The 18,070-nt window shown below is 70.9% G+C and carries 20 protein-coding genes; 19 read left to right on the top strand and 1 reads right to left on the bottom strand.

Annotation, left to right across the window (positions count from 1 at the left end):
* The first annotated feature begins 306 nt into the window (after positions 1-306).
* The 14 genes from RKD23_RS13805 (at position 307) to RKD23_RS13740 (ending at position 11,274) form a co-directional block, all read left to right on the top strand.
* Positions 307-1,149: a hypothetical protein gene (locus tag RKD23_RS13805; RefSeq protein ID WP_424853953.1), complete on the top strand. Its 843-nt coding sequence runs from the start codon at positions 307-309 to the stop codon at positions 1,147-1,149.
* A 51-nt stretch (positions 1,150-1,200) separates the two neighbouring features.
* Entirely contained in the window at positions 1,201-1,908 is a 708-nt protein-coding gene (gene cpaB / locus RKD23_RS13800; RefSeq protein ID WP_424853952.1) for a Flp pilus assembly protein CpaB, read from the top strand.
* Positions 1,909-1,921: 13 nt separating this feature from the next.
* The gene (locus tag RKD23_RS13795; RefSeq protein ID WP_424853951.1) at positions 1,922-3,160 is read left to right on the top strand and encodes an AAA family ATPase; all 1,239 of its coding nucleotides are present in this window, start codon (positions 1,922-1,924) and stop codon (positions 3,158-3,160) included.
* Positions 3,157-3,528, top strand: a complete 372-nt coding sequence (locus tag RKD23_RS13790) for a TadE/TadG family type IV pilus assembly protein (protein ID WP_424853950.1) — start codon at positions 3,157-3,159, stop codon at positions 3,526-3,528. The genes RKD23_RS13795 and RKD23_RS13790 overlap by 4 nt, the downstream gene beginning before the upstream one ends.
* 1 nt (position 3,529) lies before the next feature.
* Positions 3,530-3,892 (top strand): TadE/TadG family type IV pilus assembly protein, encoded by a 363-nt coding sequence (locus tag RKD23_RS13785; RefSeq protein WP_424853949.1) that lies wholly within the window; start codon positions 3,530-3,532, stop codon positions 3,890-3,892.
* On the top strand, positions 3,889-5,226 hold the full coding sequence (locus tag RKD23_RS13780; protein ID WP_424853948.1) for a CpaF family protein: 1,338 nt from the start codon (positions 3,889-3,891) through the stop codon (positions 5,224-5,226). The genes RKD23_RS13785 and RKD23_RS13780 overlap by 4 nt, the downstream gene beginning before the upstream one ends.
* Before the next feature lie 4 nt (positions 5,227-5,230).
* Positions 5,231-6,178, top strand: coding sequence for a type II secretion system F family protein (locus RKD23_RS13775; RefSeq protein ID WP_424853947.1), 948 nt, complete (start codon positions 5,231-5,233; stop codon positions 6,176-6,178).
* Positions 6,179-6,190: 12 nt separating this feature from the next.
* A complete protein-coding gene (locus tag RKD23_RS13770) occupies positions 6,191-7,078 on the top strand; it encodes a DUF5936 domain-containing protein (RefSeq protein WP_424853946.1) in 888 nt (295 codons plus the stop codon).
* Positions 7,079-7,224: 146 nt separating this feature from the next.
* Entirely contained in the window at positions 7,225-8,430 is a 1,206-nt protein-coding gene (locus RKD23_RS13765; RefSeq protein WP_424858228.1) for a sensor histidine kinase, read from the top strand.
* On the top strand, positions 8,424-9,185 hold the full coding sequence (locus RKD23_RS13760) for a response regulator (RefSeq protein WP_424853945.1): 762 nt from the start codon (positions 8,424-8,426) through the stop codon (positions 9,183-9,185). Before RKD23_RS13765 ends, RKD23_RS13760 begins: the two co-directional genes overlap by 7 nt.
* 108 nt (positions 9,186-9,293) lie before the next feature.
* Positions 9,294-9,440 (top strand): hypothetical protein, encoded by a 147-nt coding sequence (locus RKD23_RS13755; RefSeq protein ID WP_404042647.1) that lies wholly within the window; start codon positions 9,294-9,296, stop codon positions 9,438-9,440.
* Positions 9,437-10,033 (top strand): pilus assembly protein TadG-related protein, encoded by a 597-nt coding sequence (locus RKD23_RS13750; RefSeq protein ID WP_424858227.1) that lies wholly within the window; start codon positions 9,437-9,439, stop codon positions 10,031-10,033. Before RKD23_RS13755 ends, RKD23_RS13750 begins: the two co-directional genes overlap by 4 nt.
* Before the next feature lie 42 nt (positions 10,034-10,075).
* Positions 10,076-10,657 carry a hypothetical protein gene (locus tag RKD23_RS13745; protein WP_424853944.1) on the top strand — a complete coding sequence of 194 codons (582 nt, stop codon included), beginning with the start codon at positions 10,076-10,078 and terminating at the stop codon, positions 10,655-10,657.
* 8 nt (positions 10,658-10,665) lie between these two features.
* Positions 10,666-11,274: an OmpA family protein gene (locus tag RKD23_RS13740; RefSeq protein WP_424853943.1), complete on the top strand. Its 609-nt coding sequence runs from the start codon at positions 10,666-10,668 to the stop codon at positions 11,272-11,274.
* 10 nt (positions 11,275-11,284) lie between these two features.
* On the opposite strand, the gene RKD23_RS13735 is transcribed toward RKD23_RS13740, so the two are convergent.
* Entirely contained in the window at positions 11,285-11,668 is a 384-nt protein-coding gene (locus tag RKD23_RS13735) for a DUF192 domain-containing protein (RefSeq protein WP_424853942.1), read from the bottom strand.
* 72 nt (positions 11,669-11,740) lie between these two features.
* Between RKD23_RS13735 and RKD23_RS13730 the strand changes: the two genes are divergently transcribed.
* The 5 genes from RKD23_RS13730 (at position 11,741) to RKD23_RS13710 (ending at position 17,903) form a co-directional block, all read left to right on the top strand.
* Positions 11,741-12,613: an LLM class flavin-dependent oxidoreductase gene (locus RKD23_RS13730; RefSeq protein WP_424853941.1), complete on the top strand. Its 873-nt coding sequence runs from the start codon at positions 11,741-11,743 to the stop codon at positions 12,611-12,613.
* Positions 12,614-12,742: 129 nt separating this feature from the next.
* Complete coding sequence (locus RKD23_RS13725) at positions 12,743-13,522, top strand: class I SAM-dependent methyltransferase (protein ID WP_424853940.1); 780 nt, start codon at positions 12,743-12,745, stop codon at positions 13,520-13,522.
* Between the two features lie 683 nt (positions 13,523-14,205).
* Complete coding sequence (locus tag RKD23_RS13720) at positions 14,206-14,979, top strand: isoprenyl transferase (protein ID WP_424853939.1); 774 nt, start codon at positions 14,206-14,208, stop codon at positions 14,977-14,979.
* Between the two features lie 494 nt (positions 14,980-15,473).
* A complete protein-coding gene (locus RKD23_RS13715; RefSeq protein ID WP_424853938.1) occupies positions 15,474-16,799 on the top strand; it encodes a PhoH family protein in 1,326 nt (441 codons plus the stop codon).
* 399 nt (positions 16,800-17,198) lie between these two features.
* A complete protein-coding gene (locus RKD23_RS13710; protein ID WP_404042501.1) occupies positions 17,199-17,903 on the top strand; it encodes a transglycosylase SLT domain-containing protein in 705 nt (234 codons plus the stop codon).
* Positions 17,904-18,070 lie beyond the last annotated feature (167 nt).

Genomic DNA, 18,070 nt, shown 5'->3' with positions numbered 1-18,070 from the left:
CCTCCGGTGGGGGAGTGGGATGGGGACGGTGGCCACCGCTGGACGTCCAAGTTGGTCCAGACCAATAGGACGTGTCAAGAGGTCCAGACCAACTCGCCAACAGAACGGACAGTTGAAGGGCTGAGTGCGCAACCTGACCCGTTTTGACGCGACTTGTGCGCCAGTAGTTCCACCGGAGCTCACCAAACGCTGTTCTCCGGTCACAGGGCCGTGGGTACAGTGCCGAGGTAGTCACGCAATGAAGTCATCTCGGTGCTCCGGAGTAACTCCCGGCGAGCCGACTGGCGGGGATTCGGGGAGCTGCGCGTGCCAACTGCCGTCGCCGTGACCGGTGCCGATCTGGCGCTGCCGCCGCTGGACGAACGCACCGTGCCCGCGGCCGTCCTGGCCGGCCTCGACCGCGAGCCGCTCGACCAGTCCGTCGCCCGCCTCCACACGCTCGTCGAGCAGCACGGCCATGTGATCGTCGTCCACCCGCCCGGCGTGTCCCCGGCTGTAGAACGGCGTCTGCGCACGGTCCGCTCCCTGCTGGAGAGCGACCGCATCGCCCTCTTCGGCCCCGACCTGCCACCGCTCGCCGTCGCCGTCCTCGCCCGGCAGCTGCGCCAGCTCGCCTCCTGCGACCTCGCCCCGGGCGTCCTCGCCTGCGCCGGCCGACTGCTCACCCACTACCTGCACGCCGGCGCCGTCCTCGGCTCCGTCGCCAAGCTCGACCGCGTGCCCGTCACCCTCAAGGCGCACGCCAAGTCCTGGATGCCGGGCAGCCAGTTCGCCGTCGTCGCCCACCCCGCGCCCCAGCTCGTGCGGATCGGCCCCGAAGCCTCGCTCACCGGACCGGAGTTCGCCACCTCGATGCTGGTCGCCAAGGGCCAGCACCCCACCGACTGGGTCACCTCGACCCTCGCCCCGGCCTGGAACACCCAGGGCCTGCGCGAGACCCCGCTGCCCGCCGAGTCGCCCGCCTGGTGGGGCACCGGCCGGCTCACCGAGTTCTGCAGCTTCCTGCCCGACCTGTCCGTGCTCTACCAACTGGTCGCCTCGGTGCGGCAGAGCGTGTGCCACTGGTGCGGGCTCGACGTCATCGGCGACCGCTGTGTGTTCTGCTCCGCCGTCCCGCCCGCCTCGGAGAGCCGCATGCTCACCGGCTGACCCGCGCAGTGAAGTCCCCCGACCCCACCCCCCATAGAGGTTGCTCGGTCCATGAACTCCCGTCAGCGCCGTGGCGTGATACTCCTGCTCCTGTCGGTCCTGGGCGCCCTCGGCGCCTTCGCCGGCGTGCTCTCCGTCGTCGACGACGTGAAGTCCAAGGTCGGCCCCGAGGTCACGGCGTACGAGCTGAAGAGCGACGTGGACCCCTACACCGCCCTGAACCCCGGCCAGTTCAGGAGGATCAGCCTGCCCGAGCGCTGGCTGTCGGCCACCGCGGTCACCGACCTCGACGACATCCGCGGCAAGATCGCCGTCACCACCCTGAAGAAGGGCTCCCTGCTCCAGAGCGACATGATCGTCGACCAGCCGGAGCTCCGCCCCGGGCAGCAGGAGGTCGCCATCATGATCGACGCGGCGACCGGCGTGGCCGGCAAGATCACCCCGGGCTCCACCGTCAACGTCTACGCCACCTTCGAGGGCGAACGCGAGGGCGCCCCCGACCAGTCCAGGATCGTCGTGACGGGCGCCCGCGTCCTCGACGTCGGCGAACTGACCCCCCTGGAGCCCGGCGCGAGCGAACGCACCCGCCGCGCCGGCGAGGCCGTCCCCATCACCTTCGCGCTGTCCACCCTCGACGCCCAGCGCCTCACCTACGCCGAGTCCTTCGCCCAGCGCGTCCGCCTCGCCCTGGTCGCGCCCGGCAGCGACACCGCCGTCCCCGACAAGGACCGCACCTACGAACTCGCCCAGGACAAGTGAGAGGCGGCCGCGCATGCCCACGAGGATCCTCCCGGCCGTCGGCGACGCGGACGCGGTCCGGTCCATCACGACGCTCCTCAGCCAGCTCCCCGACGCCGAACCCCTCGCCCCCGTCGTCGACTCCACCCAGCTCGTCGACACCCTCGCCCGCCTCGCCGCCGACTCCGTCGACGAACTCCCCGAGGTCGTCGTCGTCCACGAACGCATCGGGCCCGTACCCGCACTGGAGCTGATCCGCGAGGTCGCCCTGCGCTTCCCCGCCGTCGGCGTCATCCTCGTCACCAGCGACGCGAGCCCCGGCCTGTTCTCCGCCGCCATGGACTCCGGCGCCCGCGGCGTGGTCGCGCTGCCGCTGTCGTACGACGAACTCGCCAGCCGCGTCCAGGCCGTCGCCACCTGGTCCGTCGGCGTCCGCCGCCACCTCGGCCACGGCGGCGCCGACGTGTTCACCGGGGCCGGCGGCACCGTCGTCACCGTCAGCGGCGCCAAGGGCGGTGTCGGCACCACCCTGGTGGCGCTCCAGCTCGCCCTCGCCTCCCAGGCCTCCGGCCGCTCCACCGCCCTCGTCGACATGGACCTCCAGGCCGGCGACATCGCCTCCTTCGTGGACGTCCAGTTCCGCCGCTCCGTCGTCGACCTCGCGGCCATCACCGACATCTCTCCGCGCGTCCTCGCCGACGCCGTCTTCCGCCACGACACCGGCCTCGCCCTCCTGCTGGCCCCCGCCGAGGGCGAACGCGGCGAGGAGGTCACCGACCGCGCCGCCCGGCAGATCGTCAGCGCCCTGCGCTCCCGCTACGAGACCGTCGTCATCGACTGCGGCGCCCAGACGACCGGCGCCTCCGCCGCCGCCGTCGAGATGGCCGACACCGCCCTGCTCGTCACCACCCCCGACGTCGTCGCCGTACGCGGCGCCAAGCGGGTCGTGCGCATGTGGGACCGGCTCCAGATCCGCAAGGCCGAGGAGACCACCGTCGTCGTCAACCGCACCAGCCGCAGCGCGGAGATCCAGCCGCCGCTGATCCAGAAGATCACCGGCACCGCGCTGGCCGCGACCGCGATCCCGGCCCACTTCAAGGAACTCCAGGCCGCGGTCGACGCCGGCCGCGTCCACGAACTCGACGCCAAGGGCCAGATCCGCCAGGCCCTGTTCGCCCTCGCCGGCGAACTCGGCCTGGTCAAGGCGCAGGCCGGCAGCCAGAAGCACGGCCGGCTGCGCGGGGACCGACGGCGCAAGGACGGTGGGGGATGAGGGCCCGGCTCCGGGAGGACCGGGGGCAGGTCACGATCGAGTTCCTCGGCATGACGCCGACGATCCTGGTCACGCTGGTGGTGCTGTGGCAGTGCGTGCTGGTCGGTTACACGTACACGCTGGCGGCCCACGCGGCCGACGAGGCCGTACGGGCGGGGACGGCGTCGGAGGGACAGTCGGCCTGCAACGGGGCGGGGCTGGAGGACCTGCCGAGCGCCTGGCAGGGCGGGGCGGGCGTGGAGTGCTTCGCCGACGGCGACTTCGTGACCGCCGAGGTCGACCTGGAGGTGCCCATCCTCTTCCCGGGCGTGATCGGCTTCCCCCTCCCGGTCGAGGCGCACGCCGGCGCCGTACAGGAGGAGGACTGAGGTGAGGGTCCGAGACCGCGGCCAGGTCGCCATCGAGTACCTGGGGTTCATCCCGATCCTGGTGCTCGTGGCGCTCGCCGGCGTGCAGATCGGGCTCATCGCGTACGCCGGTCAGCAGGCGGGTACGGCGGCGCGGGCGGGGGCGCGGTACGCATCGCTCCAGGAGAACGCGCAGGACGCGTGCACCCGGGCGGTCAGCGACTGGCTCTCCGTGAGCTGCGTTCCGGCTTTCGGCGGCGACGAGGTGACCGTCACCGCGACGGTCGAGATCCCGTCCCTGGTCCCCGGCTGGGAGTTCGGCCCGGCCACCAAGACCGCCACCATGCCGCTCGACCACACCGACGAGGAGCTGGTTGTGCCATGAGCCTGCGGGCACGCATCAACGTCCCCGAGGAGAACGGCAGCCGGGGCGAGGACGGCCATCTGGTCGCCTCGTACCGGGCGAAGCTGCTGGAGGAGATCGACCTCGCCGAGATGAGTTCGCTGGCGGCGGCCGAGCGCCGGGCCCGCCTGGAGCGGGTGCTCGGGCACATCATCAGCCGCGAGGGGCCGGTGCTGTCGACGGTCGAGCGCTCGCAGCTGATCCGCCGGGTCGTGGACGAGGCGCTGGGCCTCGGCATCCTGGAGCCGTTGCTGGAGGACGCCTCCATCACGGAGATCATGGTGAACGGCCCGGACGCGATCTTCGTGGAGCGCGGCGGCCGGGTGGAGCAACTGCCGCTGCGGTTCGCGTCCGTGGACCAGCTGATGCAGACCATCGAGCGGATCGTGTCCACGGTCAACCGCCGCGTCGACGAGTCGAACCCGATGGTCGACGCCCGGCTGCCCTCCGGCGAGCGCGTCAACGTGATCATCCCGCCGCTGTCCCTGACCGGCCCGATCCTCACCATCCGCCGCTTCCCGCGCTCCTTCACCCTCCAGGAGCTGATCGGCTTCGGCTCGCTCGACGAGCACATGCTGTTCCTGCTGGCGGGCCTGGTGCAGGCGAAGTTCAACATCATCGTCTCGGGCGCCACCGGCACCGGCAAGACCACCATGCTCAACGCCCTGTCCGGGCTGATCCCCGGCGGCGAGCGCATCATCACCATCGAGGACTCCGCCGAACTCCAGCTCCAGCAGGCCCACGTCATCCGCCTGGAGTCCCGCCCGCCCAACGTCGAGGGCAAGGGCCATGTCACCATCCGCGACCTGGTGCGCAACTCCCTGCGCATGCGGCCCGACCGGATCGTCGTCGGCGAGGTCCGCGGCGGCGAGTCGCTGGACATGCTCCAGGCGATGTCGACCGGCCACGACGGCTCGCTGGCGACGGTGCACGCCAACAGCGCGGAGGACGCCCTGACCCGCCTGCAGACCCTCGCCTCCATGTCGGACGTGGAGATCCCCTTCGTCGCCCTGCACGACCAGATCAACAGCGCGGTGGACGTCCTGGTCCAGCTGGCGCGGTTCGCGGACGGCGCCCGCCGCATCACCGAGATCGCGATCCTCGACAGCCACGGCGGAGAGCCGTACCGGCTGGCCACCGTGGCCCGCTTCGACGCACAGCCCATGACCCCCGACGGCCGCGTGCACGGCACCTTCCGCTACTTCCCGCTTCCGCGCCGCACCGCCGACCGCCTCTACATGGCGAGCCAGCCCCTCCCGCAGGCCTTCGGCGTCGCCCAGCACGCCGATCAGCTCGCCACCCGAGAAGCCAGGTAGAACCATGGAACTAGGCACGCTCGTCCAGCTCACCACCGGCCTCACCCTGCTGACCTGCCTCCTCGCCGTGATCGGCGTGCACTCCTACGCCACCGGCCGCGCCCAGCGCCAGGCCCTGGTGGAGCGGCTCGCGCTGGAGGCCGGCCGTGGCTCGGCCCCCGGACGCAGGCGCTACTTCCGCGGCCTCGACCGCCGCCTGCGCCGCACCCGGCTCGGCCGGCTGCTGGAGCTGCGCCTGGCCTCCACCGGGCTGGACGTCACACCCGGCGAGTTCTTCGCCGCCATGCTCACCGCGGTCGCCGCGCTCTGGCTCATCGGCCAGGCCACCCTCGCCCCCTTCTTCGGGCCCATCGCAGGACTCCTCGGCATCTGGGCGGCCTGGCAGTTCCTCAACTGGCAGCGGCAGAAACGCATCGAGAAGTTCATCAACCAACTCCCCGAACTCGCCCGCATACTCGCCAACGCCACCCAGGCCGGCCTCGCCCTGCGCACCGCCATCGGCATGGCCGCCGAGGAACTGGAGGCGCCCGCGGGCGAGGAACTGTCCCGGGTGGCCGACCAGTTGGCGATGGGTGCCGCGATGGACGACGCCCTCGGCGAGCTGGCCGACCGGCTGCCCTCGCGCGAACTGGTGGTCCTGGTGACGACCCTGGTGCTCTCCAGCCGGGCGGGCGGTCAGGTGGTCGGCGCCCTGCGCAACCTCACCGAGACCCTGGAGGAGCGCAAGGAGACCCGCCGCGAGATCCGCACCCAGCTCTCCCAGGTCAGCATGACCTCGTACGCCGTCCCCGTCATGGGCGTCGGCTCGCTGTTCCTCATGAACGGCGTCAAGGACGGCGCCCTGGACCGCATGACCGGCTCGCCGGTCGGCCAGGCCTGCGTGATCATCGCCTTCGCGCTGTACGCCGTCGGCTTCGTCCTCATCCGCCGCCTGTCCCGCATCGACGTCTGAGGAGGCCTCGACATGGCTGTGCTGCTCGCCCTGCTGATGGCCCTGAGCGTCGGGGGCATCTTCGCCGGCATCCGCATGTACCGGGCCGAGGCCCGACTCCCCGGCGACCTGGCCCTCGCCCTGGAGGTCGGCGCCACCCGCACCGGCGCCGTCGACTCCCTCATCGACCGTATGGGCATGCGCTACGCCCCCGCGGTCCTGCGTCTGATGGGCCCGAGGCAGGTCGCCCGGTACCGCCGCAAGATCGACCTGGCGGGCAACCCGGGAGGCCTGACCCTGGACCGCTACGCCGCGCGCAGGGCGGTCTACGGCGCCCTGGGAGCCGTAGGGGCGCTGGTGTTCCTCCTGCGCGGGGAGGTGCTGGTGGCTCTGCTGCTGCTGGCGTTCGGGGCCTTCTGGACGGAGGTCGGCATCTGGTCGGCGATCCGCGTCCGCAAGGACGTCATCGAACGCACCCTGCCGGACTTCCTGGACGTCCTCGCCGTCGTCGTCAGCGCGGGGCTCGGCTTCCGCCAGGCCCTGGACCGGGTGGCCTCCCGCTACGAGGGTCCCTGGGCCGACGAGATCCGCATCACCCTGCGCCAGATGGACCTCGGCATGAGCCGCCGCCAGGCCTTCGCGGAGCTGCGGCGCCGCAACGACTCCGAGCAGGTGGCGATGTTCGTGACGGCCCTCCAGCAGGGCGAGGAGCTCGGCGCCCCGATCGTCGACACGCTCGTGGCCCTCGCCAAGGACATGCGCCGTACGGACGCCCAGAACGCCCGCCGCAAGGCGGCCCGAGCAGTCCCCAAGGCCACCATGATGATCACCACCTTCATGGTCCCGGCCACCATGCTGCTGCTCGGCGCCGGCCTGATCCTCGGCTCCGGCACCGACTTCGGCTCGATCACGGGCCGCTAGGAGGACCAGTGGCGACGATCGCGACGACGGGCCGGGGGACGGGCCGCTGGGCGCCGTTTCCCGGACTGCGGGAGCGGCGACAGCGGCGGGACGGGGCGGCCGCCGGGGCGCCACCGCTGCCGATCCAGGTGAACGCCGTCCAGGCCATGTGCCGCCAGGTCTTCGGCTTCCGCCTGGCGATGATCGCGGTTGCCTCCCCGGCGGCGCTGCTGAACGCGAGTCCCGGCCTTGGCGTACGCCTGGTCGGGGCGGCGGTGGTGGTCACCTTCATGGGCTCGTACGCCCTCTTCCGCGACTGGGAACGCTTCGGCCCCCTGCTGCTGCGCCACCCGTCCCTGCTCGCCGTGGACACCCTGTTCGGCGCGCTGCTGCTGATCTCGGCGGGCCCGGACACGACCCTGGCCTACGTCAGCGTCTGTACGCCCCTGCTGGCCGGCATCGTCTACGGCTGGCGGGGCGCGGCCTTCTTCGCCTCCCTCCAGGGCCTGATACTGCTCCTCGTCCACGCCACGCTGGGCCCCGACGAGGACGTGGCCGAGTCCCTCCTCCTGCCCGGCCTGTGCGTCATCACCGGCGCGGTCGGCTCCACCTTGCGCAACCTCATGCTCGGCTTCGGCGAGGCGACCGAGGCCCTGTCGGCCACCCGGGCCCGCCTGGCGGTGACCGAGGCCGTGGGCGCCGAACGCGCCGAGCTGGCCCGCGAGTTGCACGACACCGTGGCCAAGACCCTGCACGGCGTCGCCCTGGCGGCCGAGGCCCTGGTGGCCACGGCCTCGAACCCTTCCCCCGACCCGGCGACCCTGCGCGCCCAGGCCGACCTCATCGCCCGCTCGGCCCGCAGGGCGGCGGCGGAGTCCCGCGAACTGCTGACGGACCTGCGCCGGGTGGCGGGCGAGCAGGACGACGCGGCCGAGGTGGACGTGGCCGGAGAACTGGCGGCGAGGGTGGCGGAGTTCGCGGAACGGGCGGCGCTGAAGGTCACGTACGAGGCTCACCCGGCGGAAACGGCGGTACCGATGCCCCGCCCCAGGGCCCGCCACCTCCTGACGATCGTGACGGAAGCCCTGGACAACGCGGCACGTCATGCGGAGGCGAGGCACGTACGAGTGCGGTCGGAGACTTCGCTCGACGGCCTGCGGGTGCTGATCAGCGACGACGGCCGGGGACTGCCGCTCGGCACGACCGTCGAAGCCCTGCGTCACTCGGGCCACTTCGGCCTGCTGGGCATGACGGAACGCGCGGCGTTCCTGGGCGGCACCCTCACCCTCGGCCCCGGCGACGACGGCCCGGGCACGGCGGTACGCCTGGAGGTACCGCTGGGTGCGGGGGAAGGACAAGGGAGCCGATGCTGAACCCGGAACCCGCCCTGCGGGTGATCGTGGCCGACGACAACCCGGTCGTCCGCGCGGGCCTGACAGCCCTCCTCTCCGGCCGCGACGACCTCACCGTCGTCGCCCAGGCCGCCGACGGCCGCGAGGCCCGCGAAGCGGCCGCCCGCCACCACCCCGACGTCATCCTCCTCGACGTCCGCATGCCCGGCCTCGACGGCCTCTCCGCCCTGCCCCACCTCGCCCGCCACGCCCCCGTCCTCATGCTCACCTACAGCCGCGAATCGGAAACGGTCCAACAGGCCCTGCGCCTGGGCGCGGTGGGCTACCTCGTCCACGGCGAGTTCACCCCGGAGGAACTGGCCACCGCGGTACGCGACGCGACCCGGGGCCGGCCCCACTTCACCCCGAGCGCGGGAGCGGTGGTCCTGGCGTCACTGCGGGGAGGTGCGAATGCAATGGACGTAGAGGAAGTACGCGCGGAGACAAGGACTTCAGAGCGAGAGAACGTTTCGCAACTGCAACGAGATATGAGACAGTCGACAACGTCGAACCGGGACCCCTCCGCCCACCACCTGAGCCCCAGGGAGGCCGAGATCATGGACCTCATCGCCTCCGGCATGACCAACCACCAGATCGCCGCCGCCTGCTTCATCACCGAGAAGACCGTCAAGAACCACATCAACCGCATCTTCGCCAAACTCCACAGCACGACCCGCGGCGAAGCCGCAGCCAAGTGGCTGCGGACGACCCGCACTACCGAAGGGGGCCCACGATGACCTGCCGTTGGGCCTCGAATTGGGCCCAGGGACCCTCTTCCCCGGCCTCCCCGCCGGGTACTGCTAACAGACACAACACTGTTTCCGGTGCGGCGAAAGGGGAGCGCCATGCGCAACGACAAGGGCCAGACCGCGGTGGAGTACCTGGGGATCATCGCGGTGGTGGTGGCGATCGTGTTGGCCATTACGGGGACGGACATCGGGCAGACGATCTACGACGCGATCGTGTCGAAGATCGACGAAGTCATCAGCTGACACTCGTCCGCAGGCGAGGCGACAGCGGGCAGGCTTTCCCCATCTACATCACGGTGGTGGCGGGCCTGCTCTTTCTCGCGCTCGCGTACCTCGCGGTCGGCCAGGCGGCGGCGAATCGGAACGGAGCCCAGACGGCGGCCGATGCGGCTGCACTCGCGGCGGCACTGGAAGCGCGGGACCAACTGGCCCAGGCATGGGTGGAGGACGTGCTCGACCCGACCAAGTGGCGGGACATCTTCAACGGCACAGGACCGGCCGTCGATGCGTGCTGGCGGGCTTACGACCTGGCTGCGGTCAATGACGCCACGGCGAGCGGCTGCGACCAGCCGAACGGCCCCTTGAGCTTCGAGGTGACGGTCACGGCTGCGGAGCCGGTCGGCGATTCCATCGTTCCGGGCACGGAGGACATGAAGTCGACGGCGTCGGCCAAGGCCGTGATCGAACCTCGCTGCACCTACCCGTCGGCAGACGAGCCCGCGGACGACGCGCTGCCGGAGCTGACATGCGACGGCGAGGTCTGGGAGCTGGACCCTGAGGATCTGGACGAGCTTCCGAAACCCGAGGACCTCTTCGACGTCCATCTGGCTGACTGATTGAGAAGCGAACGGCCGAGCGAGGGAGAAGGAAGCGAAGTCATGAGCCAGCGGTTCACAACCAAGGCCCGCCGGGGGATGGCCGCGATGACTGTGGCGGCCGCTTTGGCCCTCGGTGTGGTCGGCTGCGGGGGAGGGGGCGACGATGACAAGAAGCCCGACCGTTCCGCTCCCGCGTCCCGTAGCGAGGGATCCAAGCCGAGTGCTCAAGAGGGGCAGGCGGACGCGCCCTTGGCCGAGCTCAAGGGTGAGGACGGCCTACTCCTCAGGATCACGGCCGCAGCCAGAGACAGCGGCGGTTTCGTCACCGTGACCGGCGAGCTCAAGAACGACGGAGACGACGCGGTTCGCGTCTCGGTGCGTGCCGCGGGCGATGAAACAGAGATCATCCGGCACGGTTCGTCACTGGGCGGCGCCACGCTGGTGGATTCGGCGGGCAAGAAGCGCTACTACGTGCTGCGCGATACGGACGGTCGGCCCTTGACGACGACGGGCATGCCCAGACTCGAGGCCGGCGCCTCGATCCCCGTCTTCATGCAGTTCCCCGCACCCCCCACCAACACCACAGAAGTCACCTTCCAGCTCCCCACATTCGCCTCGGCCCCCATCCAGATCACAGGGTGAGGCCACCGATGACCCCGACCCGTCTCACCCTGACCCTCACCGCGACCACGCTGATCCTGCTCGCGGCGACCAGCGCTCAGGCGGACGACAACCCCAGCGTGCCCCCAGGCACGGAACCCACCGCGGTGGCCCCGGTGGAGGTCGACGGCAACGACCCGGACCTGAAGCTGCCGGAAGGGGCCACGCTGGCGGAGCCGAAGGTGCTGGACATCAAGCAGGTCGTCGAGGAGGAGAGCGGGGACGAACGCCGAGAGGACACCAACGCGGACGTGAAGTTCGCGCTCCAGGCCGAGGTGCTGTTCGGCAAGGACAGCGCAAGGCTCGGCCCGGAGGCCAAGGCACGCATCGCGGCGATCGCGGAGGAGATCCGAGCCCAGAACGCGACCAAGGTCAGAGTCTTCGGCTTCACCGACGACCTCGGCTCCTCCGCCCACGGCGACATCCTGTCCAAGCAACGAGCCAACGCCGTCCACGCCATCCTGGGCGACACCCTCAACGACCCCGACATCACCTTCGAGGTCCGCGGCTACGGCGAGCAGTACCCCATCGCCTCCAACGCCACGGAGGCCAGCCGCAAGAAGAACCGCCGCGTGGAGATCTCCTTCCCGCGGGGGTAGGGGCCTGCGGTCAGGCCGGGCCCTCCTCCACCCCCACCACGCCCCCCACGCGGAGTCCCCAAGAGCGCATCGCCCCGGCCTCGGCCTCCAGTACGTGGCGGGCGCGCAGGCGGGGGAGGCCCAGGCGGTTGGGGGGCATGGTGTGGAGGGAGAGGACTCTGAGGTGGCGGTCCAGGTAGGCGACGTCGATCGGGATGCGCATGCCGAAGGTGTGGATGCTGTTGGCCGGCGTGAGGAGGAGGGCGCCGGTCAGTGAGGTCCGGCCCAGGAGGCCTTTTCGGCGGGCGCGGTAGGACCTCGCTATCTCCAGGGGGAGCCGCACGGGGAGGCCCGTGTCGCTGTCGAACGTCAGATGGGCGTGGCCGTCCCGCCAGCCGGAGCCTGCTCCCGCCATGATCCGCCTCCTCTACTTCCCCCTCAAACTAAAGGAGTTGTTCCTCGACCCGGCCCCGGATAGGAAAGCCCCATGACTGAACTCGGTGTCGTCTTCCGTCCGCAGCTTCCGCCCGAGCGGCTCAGGGAGGTGGTCGGCGTCGCGGAGGAGAGCGGCCTTGAGCAGCTCTGGTTGTGGGAGGACTGTTTCCTGGAGGGCGGTGTCTCCACCGCGGCGGCGGCGCTGGCGTGGAGCGAGCGGGTGCGGGTCGGGGTGGGGCTGCTGCCGGTGCCGTTGCGGAATGTGGCGGTCACCGCGATGGAGGCCGCCTCGCTGCACCGGATGTTCCCGGGCCGGGCCGTCCTCGGTGTGGGGCACGGTGTGCAGGACTGGATGCAGCAGGTCGGCGCGCGGGCGGAGTCGCCCACGACGCTGCTGCGGGAGTACCTCCTCGCGCTGCGCGCCCTGTTGCGCGGCGAGCGCGTCAGCACCGACGGCCGGTATGTGAAGCTCGACGACGTCGCCCTCGACTGGCCCCCGGCCGGCCCGGTCGAGGTGCTCGCCGGCGTCACCGGACCGCGCTCGCTGCGGCTGTCGGGTGAGGCGGCCGACGGCACCATCCTCACGGCGTCCACGCCACCGGACGGCGTACGACGGGCTCGGCGGCTCATCGACGAAGGGCGCGCGTCGGCCGGGCGCACCGACCCGCACCGCGTCGTCGTCTACCTCCTCACAGCCACCGGACCCGACGCCGCCGCCCGCCTCCGCGCCGAGCTGGAGGCCGAGAAACTGGCCGACGTGCCCGGCCTCGGAGTCGCCGGCGGCGCCGAAGACGTCGCCGAGGCGGTGTGCCGCCTCACCGACGCCGGCGCCGACACCGTCGTCCTCCAGCCGACCGCGGACGAGCCGGACCCCGAGGGCTTCGTACGGTTCGCCGCGCACCAGGTCCGGCCGCTGCTGGGCTGAGCTGCCGTCCCTCCGGACGGAGCCCGAGCGCGCCCACTGATCAGCCGGCCCGACCCGACCCGGCGGACACCAGCCCCCACCGCACAAAAATCCGCGACCCCCACCCCCCACCCCTGACACCATCACCCCATGACCCCCCGCACATTCGAAGACCTCATCGCCGAAGCCGTCGCCGAGCCCACCGAAGGGTGGGACTTCTCCTGGTTCGAGGGGCGGGCCACCGAGGAGCGGCCCTCCTGGGGGTATGCCGTCTCCCTGGCCCGGCGGCTGGGCGGGGCGGAGGCGGCGGTGGATGTGCAGACGGGGGGTGGGGAGGTACTGGACTTCGCCCTGGCCCGAGCCCTCCGCAGGCCCGCGTATGTCGCGGCTACCGAGGGGTGGCGGCCGAATGTCGAGAAGGCCGCCGCGCTGCTGGGTCGGTGGGGCGTCGAGGTGGTGGCCGCGGAGGAGGACGCGCCGTTGCCGTTCGGGGACGGCACGTTCGACCTCGTCTCCAGCCGCCACCCCGTGCGTCCGCACTGGGACGAGATCGCGCGGGTGCTGGCTCCCGGAGGCACGTACTTCGCTCAGCACGTCGGGCCCAGCAGCGTCTTCGAGCTGATCGAGTTCTTCCTGGGGCCGCAGCCCGACGAGGTGCGCGGCGCGCGGGATCCCGAGCGTGAGCGCGCCGACGCCGAGGCCGCCGGCCTGGAGGTCGTCGAGCTGCGGGCCGAGCGGCTGCGGATGGAGTTTTACGACATCGGCGCTGTCGTGCACTTCCTGCGCAAGGTCGTCTGGATGGTGCCGGGCTTCACCGTCGAGGCCTACGAGCCCCGGCTGCGCGCGCTGCACGAGCGGATCCTGGCGGAGGGGCCGTTCGTGGCGTACAGCAGCCGCCATCTGTTCGACGTACGGAAGCCGGAGCGCTGAGGCGCGGAATCGAAGATGGCCAGGAACAGCCGTTCGGCGCATGCTGTGCATTCCGCTTTGCAGCTGAACTCCCACAGCCGTGACAAAAGACGCAGGTGAGGACCTTCACACCTCTCCAGCCTCAGTATTCACAGGTTTTCCACATCGTTACCCCGAACGGCTCGCTTTGGACCACCGGCGTCGCGTAAGTTCAGACCAAGGTAATTCGCGTGAGCAAAGCTGCGCGGGCGGTACCGCGCAGTGGAGGGGGCTGCGCGGTGCCCTGCCTCCTCTTCTTCCGGCCTTACGGCCGTCAAGTGCGGGTTCTCGGGGCGGTTAGCCCGTCGGAGGGACGCGCCGCGCCCGGGGCCGGCCGCCGTGTTCTGGCCATGAACAGCCTGTGAACCCCGTATTCCGGGGCCTTCCAGGCGTTGCCGCCCGATTCCGGAGAGTAATTGCGGCACGCCGATGTACGCGGCATCACTTACAAAGGGTTATGGTGGAAACCCCCCCTCGGGCCGGTCCGTCTCCCCCCCACGGACCGGCCCGTTTTTTCATGCCCGCGCGCGCACGAACGCCCCCGGAGCTCCGACCCGGCGCCCGTCCGAGCCCCCTCAACCCCCGCCCGCACGGCCAAAACAACAGCAGGGGTAGGCTGTCGGCCCCGCGGGGACCGCATCCGCACAGGAGGGGCTGACAATCACGTGAACCTGCGCGACAAGCTGCGCGGCCTGCTCGTCAGGCTGTACACGCGCCGGGTGGAGGGCCACCTGGACCACGCTCAGGTGCCCAAGCACATCGGCGTGATCATGGACGGCAACCGCCGCTGGGCGAAGGCCTCCGGCTCCACCACCGTGCACGGTCACCGCGCCGGTGCCGACAAGATCGGGGAGTTCCTCGGCTGGTGCACCGAGGCGGACGTCGAGGTCGTCACCTTCTGGATGCTGTCCACGGACAACTTCACCCGGCCCGAGGAGGAGCTCGTCCCGCTCCTCGGCATCATCGAGGACGTCGTGCGCACCCTCGTCGCCGACGGCCGCTGGCGGGTGCACCACGTCGGCACGCTCGACCTGCTGCCGGCCGGCATGCAGCGCACGCTGAAGGAGGCCGAGGAGGCCACCGCCGACGTCGACGGGATACTCGTCAACGTCGCCATCGGCTACGGCGGCCGCCAGGAGATCGCCGACGCGGTGCGCTCGATGCTCCTGGACGCGAGCGAGAAGGGCGCCTCCCTGGAGGACCTCGCCGAGTCCGTCGACATCGACATGATCGGCCGCCACCTCTACACCGGCGACCAGCCCGACCCCGACCTCGTCATCCGCACCAGCGGCGAACAGCGGCTGTCGGGTTTCATGCTGTGGCAGACGGCCCACTCGGAGTACTACTTCTGCGAGGTCTTCTGGCCGGCCTTCCGCAAGGTCGACTTCCTTCGGGCCCTGCGCGACTACGCGGCGCGCCACCGCCGTTACGGCGGCTGACGCACCGGCACACCGGCACACAGACACACCCGGCACGCGCGGACGTACCTCCGCGCGTGCGGACGTATCCGACGTAACGGCCGGACGTATCTGGCGTCACAAGGAGTTCACCGGTCCGCCGTCATATGCCGTGGCATGGCAGCGGGTGTTCGAGGGCATAAGCCAAGCAGGTCGACACCCGAACCACGGGTGTCGGATCTCAGCGGGCGGCACGAGTCCGTCCGCCCGGGAGGCCCTTTGCACCAGCCCCACCGTGCGTCCACCGCACGGAAGCAGCCGCGGAGGGCCGGTTCTCGACCCGCGGCGCGCGCAAGGGTCGTCGACCGGCTGGAATTCCCGCCCGTCCGGCTGGGAATTCCCCGCCCGTCGGGCCGGAATCTCCCGCCCAACTGGCCGGAATCTTCCCGTCCGTCCGGCTGGAGCCTTCCCGCCCACCCCGGCCCAGTTTCCACCTTCGTCGCTCCCCGACCTCATCCGAGGGGGTACGTCCTTCCGTGGTGACCAGCACAAAGCGCCACAAGTCAGACCGGCGCACCTATGTTCTCGACACCAGCGTCCTGCTGGCCGATCCCAACGCCATGAGCCGCTTCGACGAGCACGAGGTCGTGCTCCCCGTCGTCGTGGTCACGGAACTGGAGGCCAAGCGGCACCATCCCGAGCTCGGCTACTTCGCCCGCCAGGCCCTGCGCCTGCTGGACGACTTCCGGGTGCGGTACGGCCGTCTCGACGCCCCGATCCCGACCGGGGATCTGGGCGGAACGCTCCGTGTCGAGCTCAACCACTCGGACCCCAGCGTGCTGCCCAGCGGCTACCGGCTGGGGGACAACGACTCCCGCATCCTCGCGGTCGCCCGCAACCTGCAGGCCGAGGGGTTCGACGTCACGGTCGTGTCGAAGGACCTGCCGCTGAGGATCAAGGCGTCCTCCGTGGGACTCCAGGCCGAGGAGTACCGGGCCGAACTGGCCATCACGGAGAACTCCGGCTGGACCGGGATGTCCGAACTGACCCTGCCCGCCGAGCAGGTGGACATCCTCTTCGAGGAAGGACGGGTGTACGTCCCCGAGGCCGCCGATCTGCCCGTGCACACCGGCCTGACCCTCCACTCCGGGCGCGGCAGGGCGCTCGGCCGGGTCACGCCGGACGGCAACGTCCGGCTGGTGCGCGGCGACCGCGAGGTGTTCGGCATCCACGGCCGCAGCGCCGAGCAGCGGATCGCGCTCGATCTGCTCCTCGACCCCGACATCGGCATCGTCTCCATGGGCGGCAGGGCCGGCACCGGCAAGTCGGCGCTCGCGCTGTGCGCGGGGCTCGAGGCCGTGCTGGAGCGGCGGCAGCACCAGAAGGTGATGGTCTTCCGTCCGCTGTACGCGGTCGGCGGGCAGGAACTGGGCTATCTGCCGGGCACCGAGGCGGAGAAGATGAGCCCCTGGGCCCAGGCCGTCTTCGACACGCTGTCGGCGGTCACCAGCCGCGAGGTCATCGAGGAGGTCACCGCGCGCGGGATGCTGGAGGTCCTGCCGCTCACCCACATCCGGGGCCGTTCACTGCACGACGCGTTCGTGATCGTGGACGAGGCGCAGTCGCTGGAGAAGAACGTCCTGCTGACCGTGCTGTCCCGGATCGGCGCCAACTCCCGGGTGGTTCTCACCCATGACGTGGCACAGCGGGACAATCTGCGCGTCGGGCGCTACGACGGTGTCGTCGCGGTCGTGGAGAAACTGAAGGGGCATCCGCTCTTCGCGCACGTCACCCTGACCCGGTCCGAGAGGTCCCAGATCGCCGCACTTGTGACGGAAATGCTGGAAGACGGCCACATCTGAGGCCTGTCACGCCTGTTGGCGCCGCCCCGCAAAGGCCGAGAGCCTAGCGGGGCGGCGCCTTCACATGTGGGCGTTCGATGAAATCGCCTGGGCCGAACGGGATGTGAGCTTTCACACGCAACACAGAATTGCCTTGCGCCGTCGTGTTACGGCAGAGTCTCACTCCTGTCAGGCCCCGCATACGGCACACGTGTACCCCCAGCGGTACACAACAACCTGAGCACCACCCAACTCCATAGCGCCGCCGTATGCCGCCCGAGCACCACGCGGCGCTCCCCGTGCGGGAGTTGCCCACCGGGCCCGTGCCTCCCGTGACCCGTGCAGTGGGGAGGCCAGCGCCAGGGGCACGATTGCGTCCGCCAGGGTCACCGAAGCGGGCGATGCTGGAAGGAAAACCGTGTGAGCCGGATTTCGGTCCGGGGATTCGCAGTGGCCTCGGCCACCGCGGTCACCGCTGTCGGAAGCGTCGTCGGCGTTGCCTCGGGCAGCACCGCGCAGAACAACGACGCCGAAGCGACGGCAGCCGACGCGACGCTCCTCGCGGACATCCCCGCGGGCGAATACGCCCAGGTGCAGACCGCGTCCCTGACGCAGCAGGCCGACACGCAGGCCATCGCCGCCGACTTCACCGCGAAGAAGGACGCCGAGGCCGCGGCCCGCAAGCAGGCGGCCGAGACCGCGATCGCGAAGAAGGAAGCGGCCGTCCAGGCCGAGAAGGAGGCCAAGGAGCGCGAGGAGGCCGAGAAGGCCGCCGCCGCGAGCCGCAGCGCCTCCCGTGCCGACGCCTCGACCTTCGCCGTCCAGAGCTCGTACAGCGTGTCGCAGATCCAGTCGATGGCCCGTCAGATGGTGCCGGGCGACCAGTTCGGCTGCTTCAGCAACATCGTGGACCACGAGTCGAGCTGGAACTACCAGGCGGTCAACCCCTCCTCCGGCGCGTACGGCCTCTTCCAGGCCCTGCCCGGCTCCAAGATGTCCTCGGTCGGCTCCGACTGGCAGACCAACCCGGCCACGCAGATCCAGTGGGGCCTGAACTACATGAACGAGCGCTACGGCAGCCCGTGCGGCGCCTGGTCGTTCTGGCAGGCCAACCACTGGTACTAGGCGCTCCGCGGGTCGATCCGTTTCGAGGCCGTCGATCGTCCGCGGCTCTCGTGGTGGCTTGTCGCGCAGTTCCCCGCGCCCCTTCCGGGGCGTCGCCGTGCTCAACCCTTCGAAGCCCCTCCCCGTCTTAACGGAGAGGGGCTTTCGCCCTGTACGGTCGGACGCGA

It is taken from the genome of Streptomyces sp. SAI-170 (genome assembly GCF_049739565.1).
Taxonomy (GTDB): Bacteria; Actinomycetota; Actinomycetes; order Streptomycetales; family Streptomycetaceae; genus Streptomyces.
The sequence above is the reverse complement of the archived record's forward strand: the minus strand, read 5'-3'. Positions and strand labels throughout refer to the sequence as shown.

Excerpts from the sequence above, each read along its gene's own strand:
- cpaB (WP_424853952.1), top strand. The coding sequence starts at position 1,201 with ATGAACTCCCGTCAGCGCCGTGGCGTGATACTCCTGCTCCTGTCGGTC.
- RKD23_RS13795 (WP_424853951.1), top strand. The coding sequence starts at position 1,922 with ATGCCCACGAGGATCCTCCCGGCCGTCGGCGACGCGGACGCGGTCCGG.
- RKD23_RS13790 (WP_424853950.1), top strand. The coding sequence starts at position 3,157 with ATGAGGGCCCGGCTCCGGGAGGACCGGGGGCAGGTCACGATCGAGTTC.
- RKD23_RS13780 (WP_424853948.1), top strand. The coding sequence starts at position 3,889 with ATGAGCCTGCGGGCACGCATCAACGTCCCCGAGGAGAACGGCAGCCGG.
- RKD23_RS13775 (WP_424853947.1), top strand. The coding sequence starts at position 5,231 with ATGGAACTAGGCACGCTCGTCCAGCTCACCACCGGCCTCACCCTGCTG.
- RKD23_RS13770 (WP_424853946.1), top strand. The coding sequence starts at position 6,191 with ATGGCTGTGCTGCTCGCCCTGCTGATGGCCCTGAGCGTCGGGGGCATC.
- RKD23_RS13765 (WP_424858228.1), top strand. The coding sequence starts at position 7,225 with ATGTGCCGCCAGGTCTTCGGCTTCCGCCTGGCGATGATCGCGGTTGCC.
- RKD23_RS13760 (WP_424853945.1), top strand. The coding sequence starts at position 8,424 with ATGCTGAACCCGGAACCCGCCCTGCGGGTGATCGTGGCCGACGACAAC.
- RKD23_RS13755 (WP_404042647.1), top strand. The coding sequence starts at position 9,294 with ATGCGCAACGACAAGGGCCAGACCGCGGTGGAGTACCTGGGGATCATC.
- RKD23_RS13745 (WP_424853944.1), top strand. The coding sequence starts at position 10,076 with ATGAGCCAGCGGTTCACAACCAAGGCCCGCCGGGGGATGGCCGCGATG.
- RKD23_RS13740 (WP_424853943.1), top strand. The coding sequence starts at position 10,666 with ATGACCCCGACCCGTCTCACCCTGACCCTCACCGCGACCACGCTGATC.
- RKD23_RS13735 (WP_424853942.1), bottom strand. The coding sequence starts at position 11,668 with ATGGCGGGAGCAGGCTCCGGCTGGCGGGACGGCCACGCCCATCTGACG.
- RKD23_RS13730 (WP_424853941.1), top strand. The coding sequence starts at position 11,741 with ATGACTGAACTCGGTGTCGTCTTCCGTCCGCAGCTTCCGCCCGAGCGG.
- RKD23_RS13725 (WP_424853940.1), top strand. The coding sequence starts at position 12,743 with ATGACCCCCCGCACATTCGAAGACCTCATCGCCGAAGCCGTCGCCGAG.